A 23,176-nucleotide genomic window follows, 5' to 3' on the forward strand; every position below is an offset into this window, starting at 1 on the left:
GTGTTCGCGGGCAACCGTGGGACTGAAAAGAGGTACAAGATGGGTGTTGGAGAAATCGCCGGTCTGATTGCGGCAATCGCTTTCGCGATTCTTGCCGGTTTCATGATCTACCCGTTGATTCGTCTCGGCAAACTGTTCGACCAGCTCGCCGAGACAGTCAAAGAAACGGGAGATCATGCGATTCCTGCGCTTGATGAGAGTGTGACCACGGTGCAGCAGGTCAACAAGTCGCTGGAAGACGTCAACAAGATTTCCGCAGCGGCTTCCACAACCGCCAATAATGTCAGCGCCCTGACCGATCTGTATGGATCCTTCTTGGGCAAGCCGGTTATCAAGGTTGCTTCCGCTGCATATGCCCTGAAAACCACCGCGCAGTCCTTCATGAACAAGAAGAACGTCAACAGCAATAACAAGGGGGAGTGATGTTCAAGCGTCTCTTCTGGATCTCCATTGGTGTGGGCATCGGTGCGGTGGCAGTGACCAAAGCACAGGCGTACGTCAAGGCCAACACCCCTGATGCGGCTCGACAATTTCTGTTCGGGCCGGATCAAGATCATGTCGCCGTGCGCACCCTTGAAGGTCTGTTCAATGAGTTCAACGAAACGCGTCGAGCCCGCGAGGCTGAACTTAATACCAAATACGCGGATAAGATCAGCTGATCTTATTCCCGTAACGTACGTTCGGACAACAATCACGAATTCGTTTGAAAGGCACCAGGCCTTTCAGCAAAAAAGGAGCTTAATCTCATATGCGCACTTCTGAAATCGCGAAGCGCTATCTTGATTATTTCGAAAAGCACGGCCATCTTATCGTGCCTTCGGCATCGCTGATCTCTCCAAACCCGACCACCCTGTTCACCATCGCAGGCATGGTCCCGTTCATCCCGTACCTCATGGGCGAGCAGACTCCGCCGAAGAGCCGCATGGCATCCAATCAGAAGTGCGTGCGTACCTTGGATATCGACGAGGTCGGCAAAACCACCCGTCACGGCACGTTCTTCCAGATGCTGGGCAATTTCTCCTTTGGTGATTACTTCAAGGAAGAAGCCATCCACTATGCGTATGAGCTGCTGACCACCCCGCAAGACAAGGGCGGCTACGGCTTCGATCCGGAGAAGCTGTGGATGACCACCTTCACCGACGACGAGGAAGCCCGTTCAATGTGGAAGAACGAGGGCGTTGACCCCGAACACATCCAGATCATGGGCATGGAGGACAACTTCTGGACCACCGGCGGCCCTGGCCCTGGCGGTCCGTGCTCCGAGATCTACGTGGATCGCGGACCTGAATACGGTGTGGAAGGCGGCCCGATCGCCGATGAGAACCGTTACATCGAAATCTGGGATCTCGTGTTCGAAAACTACGAGGTCGACAACGTCAAGTCCAAGACCGACCTGCACATCGTTGGCGAGCTCGAGAACAAGAACATCGATACCGGTGCCGGCTTGGAGCGTCTTGCCTATCTGATGCAGGGTAAGCAGAACATCTATGAGACCGACGAGGTCTTCCCGGTCATCGAAGCCGCCCAGAAGCTGTCCGGCCGCACGTATGGCGATGACGAAGCCATGGATGTGCGTTTCCGCATCGTGGCTGACCATGTGCGTTCCGCATTGATGATCATGTCCGATGGCGTACGTCCGTCCAACAACGGTCGCGGCTACGTGCTGCGCCGACTGCTTCGCCGCACAGTCAAGGCCATGCGCGAGCTCGGCGTGACCGATCCGGTCATGCCGACCCTGCTGCCGACCTCCAAGGCAGCTATGGAGCCGAGCTATCCGGAACTCAACGACACCTTCCACGATGTGTCCGAAGCCGCATATGGTGAAGAGGACGCGTTCCGTCGCACGCTGGAATCCGGCACCGAGATTTTCGACCTCGCTGTGGCCAAGGCCAAGGAATCCGGATCCGACGCCGTTTCCGGCGAAGATGCGTTCAAGCTGCACGACACCTACGGCTTCCCGATTGAGATCACCCTCGAAATGGCCGCCGATCAGGGCGTCAAGGTCGATGAGGCGAAGTTCCGCGAGCTCATGGCCGAGCAGAAGAGCCGTGCCCGTGCAGATGCCCTGAAGAAGCGTCACAATGTGGATCTGTCGGTCTATGACGATTTCAAGAAGACGCTGGTCCAGCCCATCGACTTCCTTGGTTACACCGACATGTCCGCCCGCGCCAAGGTGCTGGGCATCATGCAGGAAGGCAAGGGCTCCGTCCCCGCAGTCACCGGTCCGGCCACCATCGAAGTCATTCTCGACCGCACTCCGTTCTATGCGCAGGCCGGTGGCCAGCTCGCCGATCAGGGCGAGATCCTTTCCGACGATGGTGCTGTGCTCGAAGTCGACGATGTGCAGAAGCCGATCAAGGACCTCATCGTGCACCAGTGCCGCCTGACCGAAGGCACGTTGGTTGTCGGCGCCGAAGTCAACGCCAACATCGACCTTGACCGACGCGGTGCCATCGCCCGCGCGCATACCGCGACCCACATGGTGCACAAGGCGCTGCGTGAGGAGCTTGGCCCGCAGGCCACCCAGCGCGGCTCTGAAGACGCGCCGAACCGTTTGCGTTTCGACTTCCAGTGGTCCAGCGCCCCGAGCAAGGATGCGATGAACTCCGTCGAGGCGCGTGTCAACGAGAAGCTGCGCGAAAACCTTGCCGTCACCACGCAGGAGATGAAGTTCGACGACGCCATCGCCTTGGGTGCCATGCACCTGTTCGGCGAGAAGTATGGCGACGTCGTGCGCGTGGTCTCCATCGGCGAAGATGGATGGAGCCGTGAGCTTTGTGGTGGTACCCATATCGACCATGTGGGCAAGATCGGTGCCATCAACATCATGTCCGAAGCCTCCATCGGCTCCGGCGTGCGTCGTGTCGATGCGGTTGTGGGCGAAAGCGCTTATGAGTTCAACGCTCGCGAGCATGCGCTGGTCTCACAGCTTTCCGACATGGTCAATGCCCGTCCGGACGAGCTTGCCGACCGTGTGAACGCACTGCTTGCCAGGCTCAAGGAATCCGACCGTCGTCTTGCGACCATGTACGAATCCCAGCTTGCGGCTTCCGTGCCTGCTTTGGTTTCCGAAACCAAGGCATCCCAGGCTCCGGTCAAGGTGGCAGCGAAGAATGTCGAGCACTTCGGCTCTTTCGACGCGCTGCGCAAGACCGTGCTGGATGTGCGCGGACAGCTTGGTGAGGAATTCCCGGTTGTGGTGGCTCTCGCCGGTGTGAACGAGGAAGGCAAGCCTATGGTTGCCGTGGCCACTAACGAGGCTGCACGCAAGCAGGGTATCAAGGCCGGCGATTTGGTTCGTGGCGCTTCCAAGATCCTTGGCGGTGGTGGCGGCGGCAAGCCGGACTTCGCCCAGGGTGGCGGCGCGGATGCCACCAAGATCAATGAGGCGCTTGAGGCTTTGGCCGATCAGGCCATGAAGGGCTGAACCACCAAGCATGGTTTGGCTTGGCATTGATTTAGGTGATGCCAGGGTTGGACTCGCACTGTCTGATCCTGGCATCACTCTTGCACACCCCGCAGGCAATATTCAGGTCTACGGGGATTCGTTCCGTGCATTGGACGAGGTCGTGGACGTCATCGAAGACGAATCGGTCGACCATGTGGTAGTCGGATTGCCGTTGCTACTAAGCGGAGAAGAAGGCAAAAGCGCGAAAAAAGCACGGCGATGGACTGTTAATCTTGAGAAGAGACTGCGTGTCGCAGTAGATGATGAGAACTATGCGCTAAAGGAAGTGCCGTCCATCGAATTGGTGGATGAGCGTCTAACTACGGTGACTGCACATCATCAGCTATTCGATGCGCAGGTCGGTGGACGAAAGCACCGTCCGATGGTCGACCAGCAGTCTGCAGTGGTGATATTGCAGACGGCCATCGACCGAAGAGAGAGACCAGAGGAGAGAGGCCTGTGACTGATAATCTCGACGATTTTTTCTCCGATAACGCGCAATGGGTGAATTCGTCGGATGATGCATCCTTCGTTTCGGCAATGCCTCCGCAACCACCGAAATCACGTAAGGACATGCGTCGTCACCGTGAGCAGAAGCGTCGTCGCCGCTATATCACCATTATCGCCGCTCTGGTGGTGATCGTGCTGATCGGTGTCGGCGGATTCTTCGGCGTGCGCGCGCTGAAACATTGGAAGGCCGTGAACGAAGCGAATTCTCAAAGCCAAATCGAGGATTACACGGGCCCAGGCGATAAAGGCGTGACGTTTGTCGTGGAATCCGGGCAGGGAGCCGCGGAAATCGCGGACAACCTTGTTAAAGCTAAAATCGTCAAATCCGCAGCCGCCTTCACTTCCGCAGTAAGCGGAGCTGGCGCCACGTTGTATCCGGGATCATACGCATTGAGGACGCATATGAGGGCGTCCGATGTGGTCAAGGTGCTTTCTGACCAAAGCCAGGCCGGCGGTTTTGCCGAAGTGCGTGCGGGTGAACGTGTGTCGGACGTCATCGAAAATGCGGCGAGTGTGTCCGGCTTGGATGTTTCACAGTTCCAAGCCGTGATGGACGGTGGCGGTGCTGGAATCCTTCCTGACGAGGCCGGCGGCAAATTCGAGGGATGGCTTGAACCAGGCAGCTACAATGTGCAAAACAAGTCAGCGGAAGACATCATCAAGGAAATGGTCGACGCGCGAGTGAGCAAACTCGATTCCTTGGGCGTACCTACAGGCAGCGAACGTGAGCGCATCCTGAATATCGCATCCATCGCGGAGGCGGAAGTCGGCAGCGAAAAATACTACGGCCAGGTGGCAAGAGTGATTCTCAACCGTCTTGACGCCGATATGGCTCTCGGCATGGATACCACGGTCGCCTACGGTCTTGGTATTTCCGCAAGCCAGTTGACCGATGACCAGTTGGGCGATGACAGCAACGCGTACAACACCAGAATCCACAAGGGACTGCCGCCCACGCCAATCAGCAACCCTGGAGATGGCGCGATCACAGCAGCCGTCAATCCTCCGGACGGCAAGTGGCTGTACTTTGTCACCACAAACCTGCAGACCGGCGAAACGAAATTCGTGGAAACCGAAGATGAGTTCTGGCAGATTCGCGACGAGTACAAGAACAACAACGAGAACGCGAACTGATCTCAGAATAAAACGCCAATCGCAATGCCTATCGCCCCAGCTGCCACAAGCGCTGGGGCGAACGGCGTTTTACCGGCATATGCGGTATGCTTCTGCGGATCGAAACGTGTCCACAAAACGAGCCATAACAAGCCGACCACACCAATCGCAAGCCACCAAAACACCACGGCGAACAGACCGAACATGCCGACTGCCAATCCCATCAGCAAGGTGGCGGTGACATCGCCAAAACCCAATGAACCAGGTTTCACCAAAGCGAGCGCGCATTGCAGTACGGCCGACAGTACGGCGAAGAGTATTGCCTGCAATGCCAGGTACAGAGTGTTGATGGAAAGTGCGTATATGAGGTTTACGATGATTTGCGCTGTGCATCCGGTGGCGATCCAGGCGCGTGGAATGCGGCGTGAACGGATGTCTTCAACGCTGATGGCCAGTCCACAAAGCAGACTTGGCAGGCAAATCATATACCACATACCGTTAAGATAGTCCACTAGTTGCATTCGTGAGAAAAGGAGTTGGCATGTTGCGTTGGCAGACAGCAGGCGAGTCGCATGGTGAGGCGCTTGTCGCCATGATTGAGGGATTGCCCGCGGGCGTTCATATCACCACGGAGGATATTGTTGGCGCGTTGGCGCGTCGTCGTCTTGGGTATGGTCGTGGCGCGCGTATGAAGTTCGAGCAGGACAAGGTTCGTATGCTGACTGGTGTGCGTTTTGGTGAGACGATTGGTTCTCCGGTGGCCATTGAGATCGCCAACACCGAGTGGCCGAAGTGGACTGAGGTGATGAGTGCGGATCCGCTTGATCATGAGCTTGCTCGTGAGGGCCGCAATGCCCCGTTGTCTCGCCCGCGTCCGGGGCATGCGGATTTGACTGGCATGCGTAAGTATGGTTTTGATGATGCTCGTCCGGTGTTGGAGCGTTCTTCCGCGCGTGAGACGGCTTCGCGTGTGGCGTTGGGTGAGGTTGCCAAGCAGTTCTTGGAGCAGGCGTTCGGTATTCGTACCGTTTCGCATGTGCTTTCCATTGGTGGCGCAGGTATTACCGATCCGCAGCAGGCCACGCTTCCCAAACCGGAGGATCTTGAGGCGTTGGACGCTTCTCCGGTGCGCACTCTTGACAAGAATGCGGAAGAGCGGATGATTGCCCGTATTGACGAGGCGAAGGAGAACGCCGATACGTTGGGCGGTGTGATCGAGGTTGTGGTGTACGGCGTTCCCGCAGGCGTGGGCACGTATGTTGAATCGGATCGTCGTCTTGATGCTGCTCTTGCCAGTGCGGTGATGGGTATTCAGGCCATCAAGGGCGTGGAGATCGGTGATGGTTTCCTTGAGGCCATGCGTCCGGGTTCTCAGGCTCATGACGAAATGGTGGTGGGCGATGACGGCCGTATTGCGCGTCTAAGCAACCGTGCGGGCGGTATCGAGGGTGGCATGTCGAATGGGCAGCCGATCGTCGTACGTGCGGCGATGAAGCCGATTCCTTCCATTCCGAAGGCGTTGCGTACCGTCGATGTGACCACGGGCGAGCCGGCGCAGGCCATTAACCAGCGTTCCGACAATACTGCGGTTCCGGCGGCGGCTGTTGTTGCCGAGGCGATGGTGCGTTTGACCATCGCGCAGTATGTGCTTGAGAAGTTTGGCGGCGATTGCGTTGCCGAAACCAAGCGTAACGCCGAGCAGTACGTTGCCTCATGGCCTGAGCATATGAGGTGATTCGTCTATGAGTGGTATGCGTAGGCCTGTCGCCGTGATCATCGGCATGATGGGGGCGGGCAAGACTCGTGTCGGCAAGGAAGTGGCGCAGATGATGAATCTGCCGTTCGCCGATGCGGACAATGAGATTGAGCATGATGCCGGAATGCGGATTCCCGAGTACTTCGAAAAGTATGGGGAACCGGAATTCCGGAGGCTGGAAAGCGACGTCGTGCTTGATATGCTCGAGGATTTCGACGGTATCTTTTCCTTGGGCGGGGGAGCGCCGATGACGCCTTCCATTCAGGAAGGATTGGCGCAGTATATCGCGGACGGCGGCAAGGTCGTGTATCTTATGGCCGATCCTGAGGAAGCCATGGAGCGGGCAAATCGCGGTGGAGGCCGTCCGATGCTTAATGGCGATGCCAATGAGCGTTGGAAGAAGCTCTACAAGGAACGTGACCCGGTGTTCAGGAGCGTGGCGAACGTGCATGTGGGCACGCGTGGCCAGTCTCCCCAAGCCGCGGCGAGAAAGCTGATGGAAATGATTGATCAACGTATAGTCCATGTCACCGGTTCCACCATCGAACCATACGATGTTCGTATCGGAGAGGGTGTGATGGGCCAGCTTGCGCAGGTGTTGGGAAGCAAGCCTGCCAAAGTGGCGCTTATCCACACCCAGCCGGTGCAGCGTCATTCGGACCGTGCGCGTACTTTGTTGCGTCAGGCGGGCTATGATGCGTACGATATTGTGATTCCCGACGCGGAGGCCGGCAAGACCATTGAAGTGGCCAATGGTATCTGGCAGCGTTTGGGGGATGAGGGTTTCACTCGTTCTGACGCGATCGTCGGCCTTGGTGGTGGCGCGGCAACCGATTTGGCGGGGTTTGTGGCTGCCACATGGATGCGTGGCATTCGCTACGTGAACTGCCCGACGTCGTTGCTGGCCATGGTTGACGCTTCGACCGGCGGTAAAACCGGCATCAATACCCCTCAGGGGAAGAACCTGGTCGGCTCTTTCTATACGCCTGCCGGAGTGCTTGCCGATCTGAAATCGCTTGCGTCACTGCCGAACGACATCTTCATCGAAGGATTGGGCGAGGTCGCCAAGTCCGGTTTCATCATGGACCCGGAGATTCTGCAGATCCTCGAGGACCATGCCGGTGAATTGCGTGCCTTCGACGGGTCGACGTTCTTGGATTCCGGCCTGAAGGATGTGGTCGCGGAGCTGATCGAACATACCGTGAGCGTGAAGGCCTACCATGTGTCCGCCGACCTTAAAGAGGCGGGATTGCGCGAATTCCTCAACTATGGGCATACGCTCGGTCATGCCATCGAGAAGCTTGAGCATTTCCGCTGGCGTCATGGTAATGCGGTGGCGGTCGGTTGCGTGTATGCGGCCGAACTGTCGCATCTTCTGGGGTACATCGATCAGGATCTCGTGGACTATCATCGTTCGTTGTTGGGATCTCTGGGGCTGCCTACGTCCTGGAACAATGGCACATGGGATGATGTGCTCGCATTGATGCACCGGGATAAGAAGGCTCGCGGCAATAAGCTTCGTTTCGTGGTGCTTGAGGGCGTCGGCCATCCGATTCATCTTGAGGATCCGCCTGCGGACGCCGTTGAAGAGGCGTTCCGTCGTATTCAGCAGTAAACAAGGTAGGGAAGTGGAATATGACTAAAGTAGTGGTCGTCAATGGGCCGAATCTTGGCCGTCTTGGCGTGCGTCAGCCTGACGTGTATGGCAAGCAGGATCTTGAAACCCTGCGTACCCTGTGCGCGCAGTGGGGCAGCGAGCTTGGTCTTGACGTGGAAGTGCGTCAAAGCGATGACGAAGCCGAGATGATCGGCTGGATGCACCAGGCCGCCGACGAGAAGACCCCGGTCGTGATGAATCCGGCGGCTTTCACCCATTACTCCTACGGTCTGGCCGATGCCGCGCATATGGTGATCGATGAGGGATTGCCGCTGATGGAGGTTCACATCTCCAATCCATCCGCACGCGACGAATTTCGCAAGCGTTCCGTGATCTCGCCAGTAGCGACGGGCACTATCACCGGTATGGGGTTCTATGGCTACAAGCTGGCGTTGGATGCGGTGGCGCATCTGTTGGAATCGAAGTGATGATTTTCCGATTTCCCCTTGAGATAGTCTCGGAGGAACTATGAATGCCGGATGCTCTTGATGGGCATCCGGTTTTTACATAGCATTGCATTCGTTTGCAGAAAAAGCTGCAACAATCGCAAATATGATTGCCGTTTTGCGCAACACAATGAATTGTTGCTGAAAGCATTTTCTTTCGCTTGTCCTTCTTTTCCGTATATTGCAATCGGTCACGCTGTTTCATTGCGATGCGCAGCATCTACTGTACGATGAACCCCGATCTAGGGTGCAAACGTATGCACATTCATCGCAGAGTGTGTCTTAGATGATCCGCAGGTAACGCGGATGACCATGGCGCATACGTTGTCGAAGGGCGGAACCTGCCATGGGGGCCGGAATTCGATCTCAACGATGAGAACGGAGAACAATGGTCGTTCAGCGAATGAATCGGCCGGCTAGCCGTGCGGTGGCCATAGGCGTCGCCGCCGCCATGGCGTGCGCCACCTTGGTGGCGGTACCGCATATGGCTCAGGCTCAGCCCGAGGCGCAAACGAATGCGAAGAAAGACGTGCAGGTCATCGCCTTCCAGCAGACATGGAACACGGTCGCCAAGGAATGCACGAGCACATACGGTCCGGAAGGCGTGGCATACGTCGAGGTGTCGCCGCCGCAGGAATCCATCCAAGGCACGCAATGGTGGACGTCCTACCAGCCGGTAAGCTACAAGCTCGATTCCAAGCTCGGCACGGAAGCCGAATTCAAAAACATGATCAAGCAGTGCAATGCCGTCGGCGTTGACATCATCGCCTACGTTGTGCTGAACCAGACCACCGGTGCCGACGTGGCCGACGGCAAGCAGACCGGCGTCGCAGGAACCGAATACAACGGTTCGACCGGCGACTACCCGGGATTTGCCACCGAACAGTATCCGGAAGGCATCACGGCCTCCGACTTCCACAGCTGCTCCAAGAACATCTCCAACTACGCCAACCAGCAGGAAGTCCAGGAATGCCGCCTGAGCTCCATGTGGGACTTCGACTCCGAGAGCGAAAAGGTCCAGGATATTCAATCTGACTATCTTGCCGCCCTGTGGAATGCTGGTGTTCGCGGCTTCCGTATGGATGCCGTCAAGCACATCCACACGGACAGCATGAGGGCCATCAAGGAGAAGTTCGCAAAGAAGATCGGCGTGAATGCCGACAGCATCTACTGGATCCAGGAGGTCATCGGGAACTCCTCCGAAGCCGCGGGCATCCAGCCGAGCAACTACGTGCAAAACGGCACGGTGACCGAATTCGGCTTCAAGTCCGAAATGAACCAGACCTTCAAAGACAAGATCGCAAACCTCAAGGGACTTAATGAGCGGTTGAGCAAGGATCTCGCCTCCGAAGACGCCAACGTGTTCGTCACCAACTGGGACACCGCGCGCAACGAGGGCGCCCTGACCTACAAGGACGGTGCCAAGTATCAGCTGGCCAACGCATTCATGCTTGCCTACGACTACGGCACGCCGCGTCTGCTTTCCGACTACAAGTGGGATGAGAACGACAACGGCGCACCGGGAGCCACCGCCACATCCGTTCCGGACGTGAATATGGACGAGGTCTGTTCCACCAACAGCTCCGACTGGAACTGCGAGCAGCGCTGGACCTCCACCCGAGGCATGATCGCCTTCCGCAACTACGTCAACGGCACCAAGGTCGCCGACTGGCAGGATGACGGCGGCGACAACATCGCCTTCTCCCGCGGGGATAAGGGCTTCATCGCCATCAACAACGGCAAGACCGACAAGGACGCCTCCTACACGACATCGCTCGCCGACGGCGAATACTGCAACGTGTACGCCACCATGGACTGCTCCCAGACTGTAAGCGTCAAGAACGGCAAGGTCGAGACCACGGTACCGGCGCATTCCGCCATCGCACTGTATGCAGGCGCCACCAAGGACAGCCACCCGGCATCCAGCGTGGCCAACGACCCGTCCGATCCTGACGTGAACCAGGAAGGGGACGAGACCCTGCCCGACGACAGAAGCGTCACCATCTACTACAAGCCCGCCGATTCCAGCTGGAAGAGCCCGAAGGTCCACTACGGTCTTGGCGATGACTGGAACCAGCCGGAAGCCGACATGACCCTCGACGAGCAGGGGTACTATCGCGCCACCATCGACACCAGGGGCAAGAAGATCGACTTCGTGTTTCACGATACCGGCACCGACCAGTGGGAGAACCCGAAGGGCGGCGGCAACTACCACGCCAACGCGGGCATCACGCACGTGGGTGTGGCCGATCAGGCCGCGACCGTGGGTAATCCGGAATCCGTCAACGGCCAGACCCGACTCGTCGTGCACTACAAGCCAGCCAGCGATTCCGATAATCGCGGCGTGTACGTGTGGGGCACAGACGCTGGCGGCTCGAGCCTCTCGGCAGTCAACCATCCCTTCACCGGAGCTGACTGCTGGGGCAAGGTGGCTACGTTGACCTTCGGCGGCAAGTTTGACAAGTTCGGCTTCATCGTCACCACCGCAGACTGGAACAAGTACGGTGGCGACCGTAGCGCCACGGTGAACGCCGACGGCACAGCCGAAGTGTGGATCGACGGCACCAAATATGAGGATCAAGGCGAATCGACCACCGTCGAAACCCTCGACTCCGCTCCGAGCGACTACGAATGCAAGGCCAACACCGTTACCGTGAAGGTCCACTACAACCGTGATGACGGCCTGTACTACAACGCCGAAGACACCTCGGTCACCGTTCCCCAGTGGGACATCTGGACCTGGGCTTCCAATTGGAACGGCGGAGCCGCCACCTTCACCACCCACGATGACTGGGGCGAGGTCGCGGAATACTCCTTCACCAACTACACCTACTACAACGTCGACGGAGCCTCCGACATCGGCATGCTGCGCCGTTACGGAAAGGATGCGTGGAAGGCCAAGGATCCGGATGACGCCGATTACAAGATCCCGTCAAACGCCTTGGTGTTCAACGAATCGGACGGCACCGCATCGGCCGAAGTGTGGCTGATGGGCGGCGACGCCACCGTGTATTCCTCACGTCCATCGTTGGGAGCGTCCATGAAGTCTGTTGAAATCTCCGACGTCAACAAGCTGACCGCAAGACTGTCCAAAAAGGTCACTTCGGATGAGCTTGAAGGCAAGGTCTCCGTCACTGACGCCGACGGCAAGGCTGTAGATGTCAAGAACATCAAGACCGACGGCACCAAGGTGATCATCACCACGGCCAAGGATCTTGACATGCGAGGCAAGTACACCGTCGAAGTCAAGGGCTTCGGTTCGCAGGACGCCATCGCGGGCTCGGTGGTGCGTACGGATGCCTTCGACAAGAAGTACGCCTATGACGGCGACGATCTGGGCGCCACTTACACGAGCGCGAAGACCGGATTCAAGGTGTGGGCTCCAACCGCCACCAAGGTTGAGCTTGTCACCTACCAGTCCGACGATGTGAATGCCGAAGTCGACAAGACCGTCGACATGGCCTCTGAAGACAAGGGTGTGTGGAGCGCCCTGGTGAAGAACCTTGCTAGCGGCACGGCCTACTCCTACAAGCTCACCTTCGCGGACGGCACGGTGAACGTCTCCGCCGACCCGTACGCGACCGCTGCGGTCGCCAACGGCGAACGTTCCGTGGTGCTCTCCAGCGAAGACATGGGCTCCGCAGGCGACCGCATGCCGGAATTCGGCAAGACCACTGACGCCACCATCGCCGAAATGAACATCCGCGACTTCTCCATCAACCCGAATTCCGGAATCTCCGCCGACAAGCGGGGCAAGTATCTGGGTGTTGTGGAATCCGGAACGAAGACGGCGAACGGCGCCACCTCCGGTCTTGACTATCTCAAGCAGTTGGGCGTCAGCCACGTGCAGATCATGCCGATGTACGACTACGGTTCCGTTGATGAGATCGGCGATCTGAGCTACAACGCGCAAGGTGCGCAGAACTGGGGCTACGATCCGGAGAACTACAACGTGCCGGAAGGCTCGTATTCCTCCGATCCATCCGACCCCGCCTCTCGCGTCACCGAAATGAAGCAGATGGTCAAGGGACTGCACGAGAACGACATTCGCGTGATCATGGATGTGGTGTACAACCACGTCTACAATGCCGCCAACCACTCGTTCAACAAGACCGTTCCCGGCTACTACTTCCGTTATGATGACAACGGTTCCCTGGTCAACAACTCCGGCTGCGGCAACGATACGGCCTCCGAGCGCAAGATGATGCGCAAGTACATCGTCGATTCGGTGACGTATTGGGCGAAGAACTACAACGTCGACGGCTTCCGATTCGATCTCATGGGTCTGATCGACACCGAAACGATGAAGGAAGTGCGTGCAGCGCTCGACGAGATCGACCCGTCCATCATCATCCTCGGCGAAGGCTGGGATATGAACACCACCATGGACGAGGGCGAGATGACCATCCAGCCGAACGCGTACCAAGTCGCGTCCGACGGCACGAACAACGGCATCGCGTTCTTCAACGATTCCGTGCGTGACGGCTTGAAGGGATCCGTGTTCTCCGACACCGACACCGGTTTCGTTTCCGGCAAGGCCGACCAGGAGAGCCTGATCGCCCACAACGTGCTCGGCTGCCAGTACGACGAGAACGCGACCACGACCTGCTGGAACGGCAACGCGCAGGATCACTACGCCGATGCCGGACAGGTGGTCAACTATGCCGAAATCCACGACAACATGACCCTGTACGACAAGCTCAGGAAGTCCGTCCCGACGGATGACGACGCCACGACCGTGGCACGTGCCAAGCTTGCCGACTCCGTCGTGTATCTGTCGGAAGGCATCCCCGCGATCCAGCTCGGCCAAGAGTTCCTGCGCACCAAGGGCGGAGACGGCAACAGCTACAACACGGGCGACGCGGTGAACGCCATCGATTGGGACCGCACCACCCAGTACGCCGATTCCGTCGACTACGTCAAGGGCCTGATCAAGCTGCGCAAGCAGATCAACGCGCTGCGTCTGACCGACTACAACGACATCAACGCCAACGTGACGATGCTCAAGTCCGCTGACGGCGTCGTGGCCTACCAGGCCGAGCAGTCCGACGGCACCTACGTGGTGATCTTCAACGCCAACGCAGACAAGACCGCGATCGAAGGCTTGGCAAACGGCTCCTACCAAGTGCTTGCAGCCGACGGCAAGGTCTACTCCGATGATGCTATCGCCAATGTCGATCTCGCCGAAGGGGCCTCGTACGAAGCGGGCGCACTGTCTGCCACTGTGCTGAAACTCGACAGCAGCACCAAGCCCGATACCGACAGCGCGCCTGTCATCAAGGGTCTGGTGGCTTCCGACAGCGTGACTCTGGGATCAAAGTTCGATCCGATGTCCGGCGTCAGCGCATGGGATGAGGTTGACGGCGATCTGACCGACAAGATCACGGTCGAAGGTTCGGTCGATACCTCTAAGGAAGGCGAATACACGCTCGTGTACTCGGTGACCAACAGCAGGGGCAAGACCGCCACCTTCACGCGCACGGTAACCGTGCGCAAACCCGCGGTCCAGCCAGCTTCCGACAAGAAGAGCGATGCTGTGCAAAGCCCGAATACTGGTTCCGCCATCACCGGTTTCGCACTGGCCGCGGTGGCTCTTGCCATCGCATCCGTGTTCGCGTTCGCGGCCTCCCGCAGAAAGGAGGACTGATCTCATAAGCCAATGATTGACTGAATGTATCTCCTATTCCTGCTAGGCGGGGCCATCAAGGCAATGATGGCCCCGCCTTTTTGTATTGAAGGAAACACGCCGCGTCTCATGCCGCTGATAGACTGAAGTTCCATGGTTAGAAGACAACATGGCAATTCTCAAGAGCACGTTACCAAGCATATTTTCGTCACCGGTGGCGTCGTTTCCTCTCTCGGCAAAGGCCTGACAGCCTCCTCCCTCGGCCGCCTGCTTCGTAGCCGCGGCATCAAGGTTTTGCAGCAGAAGCTCGATCCGTACATCAACGTGGATCCGGGCACGATGAATCCATTCCAGCATGGTGAAGTCTATGTCACCGAAGACGGTGCCGAAACCGATCTCGACATCGGCCACTATGAGCGTTTCCTTGACGTGTACCTGAGCCAGAAGGCAAACGTCACCACCGGCCAGATCTACCAGGAAGTGCTGCGCAAGGAACGCGCCGGCGAATACCTTGGACAATGCGTGCAGGTCATCCCGCACATCACCAACGAAATCAAGTCCCGCATGCGTGCGCAGGCGTCCGATGACGTCGACGTGATCATCACCGAAATCGGTGGCACCGTCGGCGACATCGAATCCCAGCCGTTCCTGGAGGCCGCGCGTGAGGTCCGCCGCGATCTGGGCGCCGAGAACTGCATGTTCGTGCACGTCTCCTTGGTACCGTACATTGCCGCCGCCCATGAGCTCAAGACCAAGCCGACCCAGCACTCCGTCATGATGCTGCGTCAGCTGGGCATCTCCCCGGACGCGCTGGTGCTTCGTTCCGACCGCCCGCTGAACCAGTCCATCAAGGACAAGATCTCCCTGATGTGCGACGTGGATTCCGAAGGCGTGGTCAACTGTGTGGACGCCCCGAGCATCTATGACGTGCCGAAGACCCTGTTCGACGAAGGCCTCGACGCCTATGTCGTGCGCGAGCTCGGCCTGCCGTTCCACGATGTCGATTGGGACGAGTGGGAGGACCTGCTGGAGCGTGTGCACCACCCGAAGCATGAGGTGAACATCGCCATCGTCGGCAAGTACATCGATTTGCCGGATGCCTACCTGTCCGTCACTGAAGCCATCAAGGCCGGTGGTTTCGCCAACTATGCCAAGGTGAACGTCAAGTGGGTCGCCGCCGATAAGTGCGAGACCGAGGAGGGCGCGGCCGCCGCGCTCGACCAGGTCGACGGCATCGTCGTTCCCGGAGGCTTCGGCATCCGTGGCATCGACGGCAAGATCGGTGCCCTGAAGTTCGCCCGTGAGAACAAGCTGCCGGCCCTCGGCCTGTGCCTCGGCCTGCAGTCCATGGTCATCGAATACGCCCGCCACGTCCTCGGCTTGGAGGACGCGAACTCCACCGAGTTCGAGCCCGATTGCGCGACCCCAGTCATCGCAACCATGGAGGAGCAGAAAGACATCGTCGCCGGCAATGGTGACATGGGACACACCATGCGTCTTGGCTCCTATCCGGCTGAGCTTGAAGAAGGTTCCATCGTCGCGGAACTGTACGGCACCACGCATGTCACTGAACGTCATCGTCACCGTTACGAAGTGAACGTGGCATATAAGGACCGTCTGCGTGAAGCGGGTCTGCGCATTTCCGGCCAGAGTCCGGACGGCGAACTCACCGAGTTCGTCGAGCTTCCTCGCGAGGTGCACCCGTTCTATGTGTCCACTCAGGCTCATCCTGAGTTCAAGTCCCGCCCGACCAAGCCGCACCCGCTGTTCGCAGGTCTGGTCAAGGCCGCTCTGGACCACCAGCAGGAGCGCTAAATCGACGAATTGTGATTAACGTCGGATAACCCGATATGCAACATGGTCATGAGTCCAAAGGAGTTCATGGCCATGTTGCATAATAAGGGCTTGGCCTTGAATTATCAACAAGACGTATTCGTAATGAAAAACCTTTACGAGGGAGCATGAGCTTGAACGATATGGATTCTCCGGAAAGCGGCAACGGTAAGTTCGCCTTCCCGAACATGGGCGATGAACCAAAAGTCATCTCGCAGGTGAGCTTGGATTCGTTTGCCGAAACGGCCGATTCCATTGATGATGGTGCAGCGTTGACTGTGAATGCCAGCAAGAAGCGCCACCTGTTGTGGCTGTGGATTGTTCTTGCGGTGATGCTTCTTCTCGGTGCCGTGGCCGGCGGCGGATACTGGTTCTTCCAGTCACATGCGTTGCCAGGTGTCACGCTCTGGGGCAAGTCCATGACAGGACAATCCCGAGATCATATCATCCAAGAGATTTCCGATACGGCGGAATCATTAACGGTTCCCGTTTCCTATGAGGGAACGAGCAAGAAAGTCACGTTGAAGGATCTTGGCGTCGCCATTGACGCGGAATCCATCGCCGAAAATGTGATGAACGCGAAACGTGACGATTCCTTCTTTCAGAAGTATGCATTCTGGACCCGTGAGGATGTCGACGTCGAGTCTTTCGATGATTCTCGAGTCAGCGCCCAGACGGTAGGTGACATGTTGGGAGTGCAGTCCGTGTCCGCCACCAACCCGTCGCTACAGCTCAACGCGGATGGTACCGCTTTCGATGTGACGCCAGGTCAGCAGGGGACTGGTATCGATGTGACGGATATCGTCAAAGAAGCCAAGAACGTGCTTGAGTCCTTTGGCAAGCAGACCGCTCAAATGGTGACTCTTAAAAATAAGGTTACTGATCCCGCCATCACGGATGACCAAGCCAACGAGGCCAAGGCTTCTGCTGACGCGTGGATAGCGAAGCCGGTGGCTATCAAGATCGGCGACCATAAAGTGGCGGAATTCGGTGCGCAGTCCATTGCATCGGCCATCACGCTTGGACCGGATAGTGAGAAGCTCGGCGATAATCAAACCCGAAATGGCTCTTTGATTATCGATGGTGACAAATTGCAGCAATACTATAACGATTCCATCAAATCGAACTTCCATGCTGATCGAGTTGACGGTGATGTCATCGTTAATAGTGTCGGTGATGTGCTGCAAACCAATGTAGCTGGGCATGATGGTATAACCGTTACTGATGGTAGCGACACCAATGTTGGCCGTGATGCCGCTGAGGCGTTTGCCAAGGGTTCTGATTCAGTAAGTATTCAAGGCACTTGCGACCCACAGAATGAGAAAAAAACCACGCGTACCGTGGTAGTCAGCTTGTCTTCGCATACCGTTACAGCCATTGAAAATGGGCAGACCGTCCGTGTCATGCATATGTCTGCCGGTCAGGGCAATGATTATCAGACGGGCCAGTGCCAGCCGAGCGGCGACTTGTGCACGCCAACCTACTGCGATCCGAACTCCTACGACAACTGCACGCCTGACGGTGACTTCAAAGTGTGGCTCAAGTACCAGTCCCAAGATATGAGCGGCACCCTTACCCTATCGGATGGAAACACCGAGAAGTGGGATGTCAAGGATGTTGGATTCGTCAACTATTTCTCGAAAACAGGTTGCGCGATTCATCGCATCGCCACTCAAAGTGCGTTTAACGACAGCAGTATTCAGGCTATGGGGAAGAACACGTCCCATGGTTGCGTCGGCGTCGGCTGGGATCAGGCTGAATGGTTCTACAATTGGTGCCTGATGGGAACGACGGTTCACGTTCAGGCCTGATATGCGGGCTAACGGCAGAAAGACGCAAAGGCGGAAGACTGAATGTTCGGTTTCCGCCTTTACGCTATGTAAGATAAATCACGACAAATCATTGCCGAATAGCGAAAGGGGCGCTAGTGTTTAGCCCCACGTTCTGTTAGGTTGTCATAGGTACAAACGAGTGATTGGAGGCAGCGTACGGTGGCAGAGAACCAAGCGCCCAACGCCGCGGCTGACGTGGAGATGAGCCAGTATGTGGCTGATCGCACGCGAGTGAATGAAGACAAGATCAAGCAGGATGACGAGATCATCCAGCAGTTCGGCGACTATACGTACGGATGGCATGACACGGATTTCGCCGGAGAAGCGGCAAAAAAAGGCATTGACGAGAATGTCGTGCGCGCTATTTCCGCAGATAAGAACGAGCCGGAATGGATGCTGGAAAAGCGATTGGAAGGCTATCGCGATTTCATCAACCGTCCGATGCCTCAATGGGGTGTCGATCTGAAGGATTTCGACGCCGACGATTTCAAGTATTACGTCAAGCCGATCGACAAGCAGGCCACGACTTGGGAGGAATTGCCTGACGAGATCCGTGCGACGTATGACAAGCTCGGTATTCCCGAAGCGGAAAAAAGCCGTCTTGTCTCCGGCATCGCGGCACAGTACGAATCCGAGGTCATCTACAACTCAATCCAGAAGGATCTTGAAGACCAAGGCGTGATTTTCGTCGACACCGACACCGCGGTGCAGAAGTATCCGGAAATCGTCAAGAAGTATTTCGGCAAGTGCATTCCGAGCAACGATAACAAATTCTCGGCATTGAACACCGCCGCATGGTCGGGCGGATCGTTCGTCTACGTGCCGAAGGGTGTGCATGTCGATATTCCGTTGCAGGCATACTTCCGTATCAATACGCCGAATATGGGTCAGTTCGAGCGCACGTTGATCATTGCCGACGAGGGATCGTACGTGCATTATGTGGAAGGCTGCACCGCACCGATCTACTCGACCGATTCGTTGCATTCCGGCGTGGTGGAGATTTTCGTCGAGCCGCATGCCCGCGTGCGCTACACCACCGTGCAGAACTGGTCGAACAACGTTTACAATCTGGTGACGCAGCGTGCCTACGTGCGTGAAGGCGGCACCATGGAATGGGTCGATGGCAACATTGGTTCCAAGGCAACCATGAAGTATCCGGCCTGCATTCTCGCCGAGCCGTATGCGAAGGCCAGCACCATGTCGCTCGGCTTCGCAGGCAAGGGCCAGTATCAGGATACCGGTGCGAAGATGATCCATCTTGCCCCGCATACCAGCTCCACCATTGTGGCGAAGTCGATTTCCCGCGGCGGTGGACGTTCCGCATACCGTGGTCTCGTCAAAATCGTCAAGGGTGCCGAAGGATCGTCCAACTCGACGGTATGCGATGCACTGCTTGTCGATGAGTTCAGCCGCTCCGACACCTACCCGCATGTGGACGTGCGCGAAGATGACGTTTCCATGGCACATGAGGCTACGGTTTCCAAGGTTTCCGAAGACCAGCTGTTCTACCTGATGAGCCGCGGTCTTTCCGAAGAGGAGGCCATGGGCATGATCGTGCGAGGCTTCGTGGAGCCTATCAGCCGTGAGCTGCCGATGGAATACGCGCTTGAACTGAACCGACTGGTGGAATTGCAGATGGAAGGATCGGTGGGCTGATTACCATGGCACAAACTCAGGAAATCAATATTCCCGTTGCGGATCCGAACGATCCGTATGCGAATCCGGCAGCCATGCCCTCTTCGGCGGATCGCTCGCCGCGGTCATTTGATGTGGACGCATTTGAAGTGCCCGACCGCAAGCAGGATGATTGGCGTTATACCCCTGTGGAACGTGTCGAAGAGTTCTTCAACGCGTTCACGCCGTCGAACGAAACCCAGATTGCCGTCACTATGATCGACGGCACGGCTCTCACTGAAGGCGTGACCTATAGCGAGGGCAAGCCGGGAGACGCCGATACGGGCATCGTTTCCAAGCCCTGCGATCGTGTGTCCGCAGTGGAATGGAACTCCGCCTCCCGTGCCGGAATTCTGCGTATCGACGGTGAAATCAGCCAGCCGATACTCGTTAAGATTCATGGTGCCGGAACGGATCTGGACGCATTCCACCTGGTGATCATTGCCGCCGATCGCGCCCACGCTGACGTTGTGGTAGAGCATGACGGCGATGCACGTATCGCCGAAGGTGTGGAGATTCTCACAGGTAGGGACTCCCATGTGTCCACCACGTTCATTCAAGAGTGGAACAAGGGCTCCAAGCATGTGGGCAACCAGCGTATCCACTTGGGGGAGGGTGCGTCCCTGCGCCATTCCGTGGTCACGCTTGGCGGCGATGTCGTTCGGATTCGTATGGATCAGGATTTTGGCGGCGATCAAGGCGATCTCAACATGCTTGGCATCTACTTTGTGGATCCGGGCGAGCATATCGAACATCGCACCATGATTGTGCACAACCATCCCGAGTGCAAGAGTCGTGTGGTATATAAAGGCGCTCTTGACGGCAAGGGCGCGCACTCCACATGGGTCGGCAACGCGCTGATTGCTCCGACCGCGCCGGGTACCGACTCGTATGAGCTCAACCGCAATTTGGTACTTACTCCGGGCGCGATCGCCGATTCCGAACCGAATCTGGAAATCGAAAACGGCAACATCATCGGAGCCGGACATGCCTCTTCCGTCGGGCGCTTTGACGATGAGGAGCTGTTCTATCTGCAGTCTCGCGGCATTCCGGAAACCGAAGCCCGCAAACTTGTGGTGCGAGGCTTTTTTGGCGAACTCGTCGAGGAAATCGGCATTCCCGCAATCAGCGAACATCTCATGAACGTTATCGACAAGCGCCTGGCACGCGGCGAGAACGACGCGATCGCCCAGGTGTTGGAAGAGAAGTAGAACGTAGGAGCGAAAACCATGTCAACTCTTGAAATCAAAGATCTGTACGCGCACGTCGAAACCAAGGACGGCATCAAGCCGATCCTCAAAGGCGTGAACCTGACCGTCAACTCCGGTGAAACCCATGCCATCATGGGGCCGAACGGATCCGGCAAATCCACGCTGGCCTACACGCTGGCGGGCCACCCCAAGTACGTGGTCGATTCCGGACAGGTGCTGCTCGACGGCGAAGACATCCTCAAGATGACCCCGGACGAGCGAGCCAAGGCAGGCATCTTCCTAGCCATGCAGTATCCGGTCGAAGTGCCGGGCGTGTCGATGACCAACTTCCTGCGCACCGCAAAAACCGAAGTCGACGGCAAGGCTCCGGCCATCCGCACGTGGACCAAGGAACTGTCCGAGGCGATGAAGCGCCTGAAGATGGATCCGAAGTTCGCCACACGTTCCGTGAACGAGGGTTTCTCCGGCGGCGAGAAGAAGCGTGCCGAAGTGCTGCAGCTCGAACTGCTCAAGCCGAAGTTCGCCATCCTCGACGAAACCGACTCCGGCCTTGACGTTGACGCGTTGCGCATTGTCTCCGAAGGTGTGAACCGCGCCAAGGAAGCCAACCAGTTCGGTATTCTCATGGTCACGCACTACACGCGAATCCTCAAGTACATCAAGCCGGACATCGTGCATGTGTTCGCAGCCGGTCACTTCGTCAAGACCGGCGGCCCTGAACTGGCCGATGAGCTCGAGGAATCCGGCTATGACGCATACCTGCCGGAAGGATCCGATTCCGAAAGCGCGCTGGCATGACCGATTTTGCAGCGATTCGCAAGGAATTTCCGATCCTTGATCAGGAGATCCACGGCCATCCGCTCGTGTATTTGGATTCCGCGGCGACTTCTCAGAAGCCGCAATGCGTGATCGACGCCGAAAGCGATTTTTACCGCACCATCAACGCCGGCGTGCATCGTGGAGCGCATGAGCTTGCCGCACGCAGCACCATGGCGTTCGAAGAGGCACGTGCCAAAGTCGCACGTCTTGTCGGCGCCAACTCCGCTGAAGGCGAAGAGGAGATCGTTGTCACCTCCGGCGCCACCGCAGGACTGAATCTGCTAGCCACCGCATTCGGCAACGCATCGCTGGGACGTGGGGGAGAAGCGGCACGACGTTTCGCTGTGAAGCCGGGAGACGAAATCGTCGTATCCAAGGCCGAACACCACTCCGTGCTATTGCCGTTCCAGGAGCTTGCCGTGCGTACCGGAGCGACATTGAAATGGTTCGATCTGGACAGTGAAGGTCGCATCCTTTCCAACACTGCGGACGAGGTGATCACCGAACGCACAAAGATCGTGGCCGTCACCCATGTGGGCAACACCACCGGTGCCATCACCGACATCGCGCCGATGGTGAAACGTGCGCACGAGGTAGGCGCGGTGGTTGTGCTCGACGCATGCCAGTCCGTACCGCACCTGAAGATCGACCTCCACGCTTTGGACGTTGACTTCGCGGCATGGAGCGCGCATAAGATGTACGGCCCGACCGGTGTCGGCTTCCTCTACGGCAAGCGCGACATGTTGGAGGCGTTGCCACCGGCGAATTTCGGTGGATCCATGGTGGAACTTGCCTGGATGGATCAGGAAGCCCAATACATGGCTCCTCCTGCGCGTTTCGAGGCGGGCACGCAGCCGGTCGCGCAGGTCGTTGCGGCCGGTGTCGCGGCCGAATGGCTGATGAATATCGGCATGGAGAATCTCGAAGCCCACGAGCGCGTTATCGCAGGCGAACTCCTCAAGATGGGGCAGATCGACGGCGTGCGCATTCTCGGACCGCAGACCAACGAGCAGCGCATCGGCACGGTGGCTTTTGAAATCGACGGCGTGCATCCGCATGATGTTGGCCAGTTCATCGATGCGCAGGGCATCGCCATTCGTGTCGGACATCATTGCGCGCAGCCGGTCCACCGTCACTTCGGCGTGTACGCATCCAACCGCGCATCCAGTGGCATCTACAATTCCGTCGAAGACGCGCAGGCATTGGTTGAGGCGTTGAAGAAGGTCCGTCCGTTTTTTGGAGTTGAGTAAC

At 57.6% G+C, this 23,176-nt stretch carries 16 protein-coding genes; 15 read left to right on the top strand and 1 reads right to left on the bottom strand.

Going from position 1 to position 23,176, the window contains the following annotated elements; genetic code table 11:
• Window positions 1-39 precede the first annotated feature (39 nt).
• The 5 genes from BBPC_RS04055 (at window position 40) to mltG (ending at window position 5,092) form a co-directional block, all read left to right on the top strand.
• Window positions 40-423, top strand: coding sequence for a DUF948 domain-containing protein (locus BBPC_RS04055; RefSeq protein ID WP_022244770.1), 384 nt, complete (start codon window positions 40-42; stop codon window positions 421-423).
• Window positions 423-659 carry a hypothetical protein gene (locus BBPC_RS04060; RefSeq protein WP_004221698.1) on the top strand — a complete coding sequence of 79 codons (237 nt, stop codon included), beginning with the start codon at window positions 423-425 and terminating at the stop codon, window positions 657-659. Before BBPC_RS04055 ends, BBPC_RS04060 begins: the two co-directional genes overlap by 1 nt.
• A gap of 89 nt (window positions 660-748) precedes the next feature.
• Window positions 749-3,427: an alanine--tRNA ligase gene (gene alaS / locus BBPC_RS04065; RefSeq protein ID WP_004221709.1), complete on the top strand. Its 2,679-nt coding sequence runs from the start codon at window positions 749-751 to the stop codon at window positions 3,425-3,427.
• 10 nt (window positions 3,428-3,437) lie between these two features.
• Window positions 3,438-3,911, top strand: a complete 474-nt coding sequence (gene ruvX / locus BBPC_RS04070; protein WP_004221710.1) for a Holliday junction resolvase RuvX — start codon at window positions 3,438-3,440, stop codon at window positions 3,909-3,911.
• Window positions 3,908-5,092 carry an endolytic transglycosylase MltG gene (gene mltG / locus BBPC_RS04075; RefSeq protein WP_004221712.1) on the top strand — a complete coding sequence of 395 codons (1,185 nt, stop codon included), beginning with the start codon at window positions 3,908-3,910 and terminating at the stop codon, window positions 5,090-5,092. The genes ruvX and mltG overlap by 4 nt, the downstream gene beginning before the upstream one ends.
• A 2-nt stretch (window positions 5,093-5,094) precedes the next feature.
• Here mltG and BBPC_RS04080 read toward each other — a convergent pair whose 3' ends face one another.
• Window positions 5,095-5,565, bottom strand: coding sequence for a prepilin peptidase (locus tag BBPC_RS04080; protein WP_033524009.1), 471 nt, complete (start codon window positions 5,563-5,565; stop codon window positions 5,095-5,097).
• Between the two features lie 47 nt (window positions 5,566-5,612).
• Between BBPC_RS04080 and aroC the strand changes: the two genes are divergently transcribed.
• The 10 genes from aroC (at window position 5,613) to BBPC_RS04130 (ending at window position 23,175) form a co-directional block, all read left to right on the top strand.
• On the top strand, window positions 5,613-6,806 hold the full coding sequence (gene aroC / locus BBPC_RS04085; protein ID WP_004221715.1) for a chorismate synthase: 1,194 nt from the start codon (window positions 5,613-5,615) through the stop codon (window positions 6,804-6,806).
• A gap of 16 nt (window positions 6,807-6,822) precedes the next feature.
• Window positions 6,823-8,442, top strand: coding sequence for a bifunctional shikimate kinase/3-dehydroquinate synthase (locus tag BBPC_RS04090; protein WP_004221718.1), 1,620 nt, complete (start codon window positions 6,823-6,825; stop codon window positions 8,440-8,442).
• Between the two features lie 20 nt (window positions 8,443-8,462).
• Entirely contained in the window at window positions 8,463-8,912 is a 450-nt protein-coding gene (locus tag BBPC_RS04095) for a type II 3-dehydroquinate dehydratase (protein WP_004221719.1), read from the top strand.
• 406 nt (window positions 8,913-9,318) lie between these two features.
• Window positions 9,319-14,577 carry a type I pullulanase gene (pulA, locus tag BBPC_RS04100; RefSeq protein WP_004221722.1) on the top strand — a complete coding sequence of 1,753 codons (5,259 nt, stop codon included), beginning with the start codon at window positions 9,319-9,321 and terminating at the stop codon, window positions 14,575-14,577.
• A 132-nt stretch (window positions 14,578-14,709) separates the two neighbouring features.
• Window positions 14,710-16,371 (top strand): CTP synthase, encoded by a 1,662-nt coding sequence (locus BBPC_RS04105; protein WP_004221727.1) that lies wholly within the window; start codon window positions 14,710-14,712, stop codon window positions 16,369-16,371.
• A gap of 146 nt (window positions 16,372-16,517) precedes the next feature.
• Window positions 16,518-18,200, top strand: a complete 1,683-nt coding sequence (locus tag BBPC_RS04110) for a L,D-transpeptidase family protein (protein WP_004221728.1) — start codon at window positions 16,518-16,520, stop codon at window positions 18,198-18,200.
• Window positions 18,201-18,422: 222 nt separating this feature from the next.
• Window positions 18,423-19,877: a Fe-S cluster assembly protein SufB gene (gene sufB / locus BBPC_RS04115; RefSeq protein ID WP_117501912.1), complete on the top strand. Its 1,455-nt coding sequence runs from the start codon at window positions 18,423-18,425 to the stop codon at window positions 19,875-19,877.
• Between the two features lie 5 nt (window positions 19,878-19,882).
• On the top strand, window positions 19,883-21,106 hold the full coding sequence (sufD, locus tag BBPC_RS04120) for a Fe-S cluster assembly protein SufD (protein ID WP_004221730.1): 1,224 nt from the start codon (window positions 19,883-19,885) through the stop codon (window positions 21,104-21,106).
• Between the two features lie 18 nt (window positions 21,107-21,124).
• Window positions 21,125-21,904 carry a Fe-S cluster assembly ATPase SufC gene (gene sufC, locus BBPC_RS04125; RefSeq protein WP_004221731.1) on the top strand — a complete coding sequence of 260 codons (780 nt, stop codon included), beginning with the start codon at window positions 21,125-21,127 and terminating at the stop codon, window positions 21,902-21,904.
• The gene (locus BBPC_RS04130) at window positions 21,901-23,175 is read left to right on the top strand and encodes a cysteine desulfurase (protein ID WP_004221732.1); all 1,275 of its coding nucleotides are present in this window, start codon (window positions 21,901-21,903) and stop codon (window positions 23,173-23,175) included. Before sufC ends, BBPC_RS04130 begins: the two co-directional genes overlap by 4 nt.
• Window position 23,176 lies beyond the last annotated feature (1 nt).

The sequence above is a fragment of the Bifidobacterium pseudocatenulatum DSM 20438 = JCM 1200 = LMG 10505 genome (assembly GCF_001025215.1).
In the GTDB taxonomy this organism is placed as follows: domain Bacteria; phylum Actinomycetota; class Actinomycetes; order Actinomycetales; family Bifidobacteriaceae; genus Bifidobacterium; species Bifidobacterium pseudocatenulatum.